We start from the raw sequence: 5,113 nt of genomic DNA on the forward strand, positions 1-5,113 counted from the left end.
GCCGGCGGCAAGCGCGTGTCGCTCGTCGGGATGGAGGGCGTCGCGGTCATCGTCGACGGCGACGACATTCTCGTCATGCCGCTCGACCGCTCGCAAGACGTCCGCGCCGCCGCCAAGGCGCGCGGTTAGGGCGCGCCGCCCGCGACCTCCTCATCCGCGGGCAGGATATCGACCCGCGCCGCCAATATCCGGTGGCGCATCGCGTCCCAGTCGGCGAAGCGCCAGAAGGTCGGGCTGTCGCGTCCGACGATACGCGGATTATCTGCCGACGGCCCGATGGCGCGGTCGTGGAACGCGATTTCGGTCAGCGTCTCGCAATCGAAGAAGATGCGCACCATCACATCCTCAGCATAGTCGCCCGCGCTGCCCGTCACGACGCCCAGTTCGCCGCACGACAGCCGCACCAGCGTCCCGACCGGATAAATGCCCAGGCTGTCGGCGAATTGTTCGAGCAGGCGGCTATCGAAATGCCCTTGCCATTGCTGCATTTCGGTCAGCGCCTCGCACGGCGTCCACGGATCCTTGTAGGGACGCTCCGACGTCACCGCGTCATAGACGTCGCAGATGGCACCCATCCGCGCGAACAGCGACAATGCCTCGCCCGACAGGCCATCGGGATAGCCGGCGCCATCGACCTTCTCATGGTGCCGCAGGCAGACTTCGAGCGCCGCCTCGGGAACATCCTTCGAATTGGCGAGCAATCGGTGGCCGGCCGCCGGATGCCCGCGCACCGAATCGCGCTCAAGATCCGACAGCGCCCCCGACTTGGTCAAAATGTCGTCCGAAATCGCAATCTTGCCGACATCGTGAAGCAGTCCGGCGACGCCCAGATCCTGCACGACGCGCTCATCGAGTTCCAGATGCCGCGCGAAATTCATCATCAGCGCGCACACCGCCACCGAATGGAGATAGGTATATTGGTCCTTTTCCTTCAGGCGGACGAGATTGATCAACGCCTTGGGATCGCGTTCGATCGAGGCGCCGATCGATTTGGCGAGCGGCACCATCCGCCGCGCCTCGACCGCGCGGCCCAGCCGGGCCGTCTCGAACATTTCGCTGACCGCTTCGCGCGACCGTTCGATGGCGCGGCGCGCGCGGCGACATTCGGCGGCATAGCCCTTGCGCTGGCGCGGTTCGTCGCGCGGCGGCGGAGGTGGCGGCACCATGGGCTCGGGCCAGGCGATCGGCCGTGCCGCGGCGCGCGATGGCTGGGGACGCGCAGGAAGTTTCGCCGCGACCGACTCGGGCCACGGCGCGTCCGTCGCTTCATCGATGTCGCTGCGGCTCTTGTCGATGATCAGCGCGTCGATTGCGGAGGCGCGGATACGCAGCAATTGTTCCATCGTTTCGACGCGAAAATGCCGACGCCAAAATGGGTGATCGAACCACGAGCCTTCAAAGCCGTGGACGAACATCCCGATCTGAGCCTCTTCGGGCTTTATCCGAACCAACATAACGCGCGGTCCCAACAGGTCCTTGGCATCCCCCCGATGCCAACCTCCGGCGCTACATAGACTTTCTTAAAAGCGGGTATATGCGCTGCCCCGTTTTGGGACGGAAACTCAATCGCCCGCAAAATCGAAGGCGCTCACGCCGCGTTCGCCCTCGCGAAAGCGCAGCGGGCGGCCGATCGGCGGCGCCGATCGCTGGACGCAGCCGGTCCGCGTGCAGCGACGACAACCAAGGCCGATCGGCGTCGCGGCGCTGCGCATCAGGTCCATGCCGCGCGCGGCGATCAGCGGCGCCGCAACCTTGGCATCGACGCCGACGCACACCGCGAACCGCGCCGGCGTCTCGCCCCCCGTCGCGCCGGGCGCCGCCACGTTGCGGCTCTGCGTGAACCAGCGCGATCCGTCTTCCAGTTCGACGAGATCGGCGACCACCTCGCCGGGGCGCGCGAACGCTTCGTGGACGCCCCACAAGGGACAGCGCGCATCGCCGTCGACGAGCGGCGACTGGCTCGCGCCGGCATAGCGCTTGCTCCCCTGCCCCGCGCGGTCGATGCGCAGCATGAAGAAGGGCAGCCCGCGCGCACCCACGCGCTGCAGCGTCGTCAAGCGATGCGCCACCTGCTCGAAGCTCGCCCCGAAGCGGCGCTGCAGCAACAGCAGATCGTAACCCGTCGCATCACAGGCGCGCAGGAAGCGGCCATAGGGCATCATCAGCGCGCTCGCGAAATATTGGATCAGGTGCCGCTCGAACAGCCGCGCCGCTGCCGCTTCGGCAAATTCCGCGCCGGCAATCAGCGCATCGATCTCGTCCTTCGCCTCGATCTGCGCCAGCGTCGCCGCCGCCTGAAAGGTCCGGCTTGCCGGGCGCAGCAGTTCGTTCAGCATCAATTGCCGCGCATGCCAGTCGAGCCAGCGGAGCCGGTCGGGCATGACATCGGCGGGCAGGATGCGGATGCCGAGCTGGTGGCGCGTGCGCAGCCGCTCCGAAATCGTGCCGTAAAGGTCGCCGCCCGCAAGGCGCAATTCATCGGCCAGTTCCTCGGCGCGGGCGTCGAGGTCGGGGAAATGGTTGCGCCATTTCTCGATGGCGCGGCGCACCGCGGCCACTTCGGGGGCATCGCCCTCCACGTCCGCGCGCCCCTCTGGCGCCGCGTCGAACAGCCGCGCAAAGGCCGCGGCGGTCGCGGGCGCAGTCTGCAGCCATTCATCGACCTCCTGCGCGCCGATGCCGAGATCGGCGAACCGCGGATCGGCAAGCCGCCGCCGCAGGCCTGCAAGCCCGCCGGGCACGTCCTCGGCGCCCAATTTCGCGGCGTCGAAGCCGAAACGCTCGGCCAGGCGCACGATCACCGTCGCCGACAGGGGCCGCTGACCATGCTCGATCAGGTTGAGATAGCTCGGCGAAATATCGAGCGCCTCGGCCATCGCCGCCTGCGTCATCGCCGCTTCGCGCCGGACCTTGCGCACCGCCGGCCCTGCAAACACCCGCCGCTCCACCATGATTGTAACTTTCTTTACTGATTTACATGCTGATTTACACCTGATGGCCATATTTCACAAATATTATTGACAAAGCTTTTCACTTTCGGCGGCACTTTCGCCACCATCCACCCATCACCTCTCACAAGGATATGACGATGGGTTATCAGGAAGACATGGCACAGGCTGGCCGCCTCATCCGCGACTATGATGGCACCTGGGACGGCATCAGCGGCGAGAGCGTCGCGCGCATGCGCGCCCAGAACAAGTTCCGCACCGGCCTCGACATCGCCCGCTACACCGCGCGGATCATGCGCGCCGATATGGCCGCCTATGACGCCGATCCCGCCAACTACACCCAGTCGCTCGGCTGCTGGCACGGCTTCATCGCGCAGCAGAAGATGATCTCGGTCAAGAAGCATTTCGGCACCACCAAGGGCCGCTACATCTATCTGTCGGGCTGGATGATCGCCGCGCTGCGCAGCGAATTCGGTCCGCTTCCCGACCAGTCGATGCACGAAAAGACCAGCGTCCCGGCGCTGATCGAGGAAATCTACACCTTCCTGCGTCAGGCCGACGCCCGCGAACTCGGCATGCTGTTCCGCGATCTAGACGCCGCGCGCGCCGAGGGCGACGAACTCAAGGCCAAGCAGGTTCAGGCCGCGATCGACAATCATGAAACGCATGTCGTGCCGATCATTGCCGACATCGACGCGGGCTTCGGCAATGCCGAGGCGACCTACCTGCTCGCCAAGAAGATGATCGAAGCCGGCGCCTGCGCGCTGCAGATCGAAAATCAGGTTTCGGACGAAAAGCAGTGCGGTCACCAGGACGGCAAGGTCACCGTGCCGCACGAGGATTTCATCGCGAAGATCCGCGCCTGCCGCTATGCCTTCATGGAACTCGGCGTCGAGGATGGCATCATCGTGACGCGCACGGACAGCCTCGGCGCGGGCCTGACCAAGCAGATCGCCTTCTCGAAGGAACCCGGCGACCTTGGCGACCGGTATAACAGCTTCCTCGACTGCGAAGAGGTCGAAGGCGCGGGCAACCCCGGCGACGTCCTGATCAACCGCGACGGCAAGCTGATGCGCCCGAAGCGCCTGCCCTCGAACCTTTATCAGTTCCGCCCCGGAACCGGCGAGGATCGCTGCGTTATGGACTGCATCGCCAGCCTCCAGAACGGCGCCGACCTGCTGTGGATCGAAACCGAAAAGCCGCACATCGAACAGATCGCCGGCATGGTCGATCGCATCCGCGAAGTCGTGCCCAATGCGAAGCTCGCCTATAATAATTCGCCGAGCTTCAACTGGACGCTCAACTTCCGCCAGCAGGTGTTCGACAGCTGGCAGGCCGAAGGCAAGGACGTCAGCGCCTATGATCGCGCCAAGCTGATGAGCGCCGATTATGACGAGACGGAGCTGTCGATCGAGGCTGACAACCGCATCCGCACCTTCCAGCGCGACGCGGCGAAGCGGGCGGGTATCTTCCACCACCTCATCACGCTGCCGACCTATCACACCGCGGCGCTCAGCACCGACAATCTCGCCAAGGAATATTTCGGCGACGAAGCGATGCTCGGCTACGTCAAGGGCGTCCAGCGCAAGGAAATCCGCCAGGGCATCGCCTGCGTGAAGCACCAGAATATGTCGGGCAGCGACATCGGCGATGACCACAAGGAATATTTCGCCGGCGAAGCGGCTCTGAAGGCCGCGGGCAAGGACAATACGATGAACCAGTTCGCCGCCTGACCCAGTTTGGCGCGGGGGTTTTCGTTGCCCCTCGCGCCTTCCGAGCTTTCCTGGGGAGGAAAGCCTGCCCGCCGGACGTCGTTCGATGTCCGGCGGGCATTTTTGTCTGGATACGGTGACTTACCCCATTGGCCTTGTATCCCGCCGATTTGCGTGCATTATGGGGGAAATAGAAAAATCCCTCTCCCCACAAACGGCATCTCCCCATGAACGATACCCGACTGAAACTGATGGAAGCCATCGCGCGCAAGCGAACCGTGACCGCGCGCTACAATGGCAATGTGATGCGCCTCGCGCCGCATCTGATGTTCGAACGCCACGGCGCGCTGTTCGTCAGCGCGCTTAACCTCGACAAGAATTGGCGTTCCGACGACGAACGCCGGCTCGGCCATTTCAAGCTCGATGGACTGGCGCAGACCGAGCTGGTCGACG

General features: G+C 64.8%; 5 protein-coding genes. 3 read left to right on the top strand and 2 right to left on the bottom strand.

Going from position 1 to position 5,113, the window contains the following annotated elements:
- Positions 1–15: 15 nt before the first annotated feature.
- On the top strand, positions 16–129 hold the full coding sequence (locus ABS88_RS25140; protein WP_502686187.1) for a hypothetical protein: 114 nt from the start codon (positions 16–18) through the stop codon (positions 127–129).
- Here ABS88_RS25140 and ABS88_RS24110 read toward each other — a convergent pair.
- On the bottom strand, positions 126–1,454 hold the full coding sequence (locus ABS88_RS24110) for an HD-GYP domain-containing protein (protein WP_286750822.1): 1,329 nt from the start codon (positions 1,452–1,454) through the stop codon (positions 126–128). The genes ABS88_RS25140 and ABS88_RS24110 overlap by 4 nt on opposite strands.
- 108 nt (positions 1,455–1,562) lie before the next feature.
- Positions 1,563–2,951 (bottom strand): helix-turn-helix domain-containing protein, encoded by a 1,389-nt coding sequence (locus ABS88_RS24115; protein ID WP_286750823.1) that lies wholly within the window; start codon positions 2,949–2,951, stop codon positions 1,563–1,565.
- Positions 2,952–3,088: 137 nt separating this feature from the next.
- On the opposite strand from ABS88_RS24115, the gene ABS88_RS24120 reads away from it, so the two are divergent.
- Positions 3,089–4,681 carry an isocitrate lyase gene (locus ABS88_RS24120; protein ID WP_003044264.1) on the top strand — a complete coding sequence of 531 codons (1,593 nt, stop codon included), beginning with the start codon at positions 3,089–3,091 and terminating at the stop codon, positions 4,679–4,681.
- Between the two features lie 206 nt (positions 4,682–4,887).
- The coding region (locus ABS88_RS24125) for a hypothetical protein (RefSeq protein WP_286750824.1) at positions 4,888–5,113 on the top strand (226 nt) is incomplete at its 3' end.

The sequence above is a fragment of the Sphingopyxis sp. SCN 67-31 genome (genome assembly GCF_001725095.1).

Excerpts from the sequence above, each read along its gene's own strand:
- ABS88_RS24110 (WP_286750822.1), bottom strand. The coding sequence starts at position 1,454 with ATGTTGGTTCGGATAAAGCCCGAAGAGGCTCAGATCGGGATGTTCGTC.
- ABS88_RS24115 (WP_286750823.1), bottom strand. The coding sequence starts at position 2,951 with ATGGTGGAGCGGCGGGTGTTTGCAGGGCCGGCGGTGCGCAAGGTCCGG.
- ABS88_RS24120 (WP_003044264.1), top strand. The coding sequence starts at position 3,089 with ATGGGTTATCAGGAAGACATGGCACAGGCTGGCCGCCTCATCCGCGAC.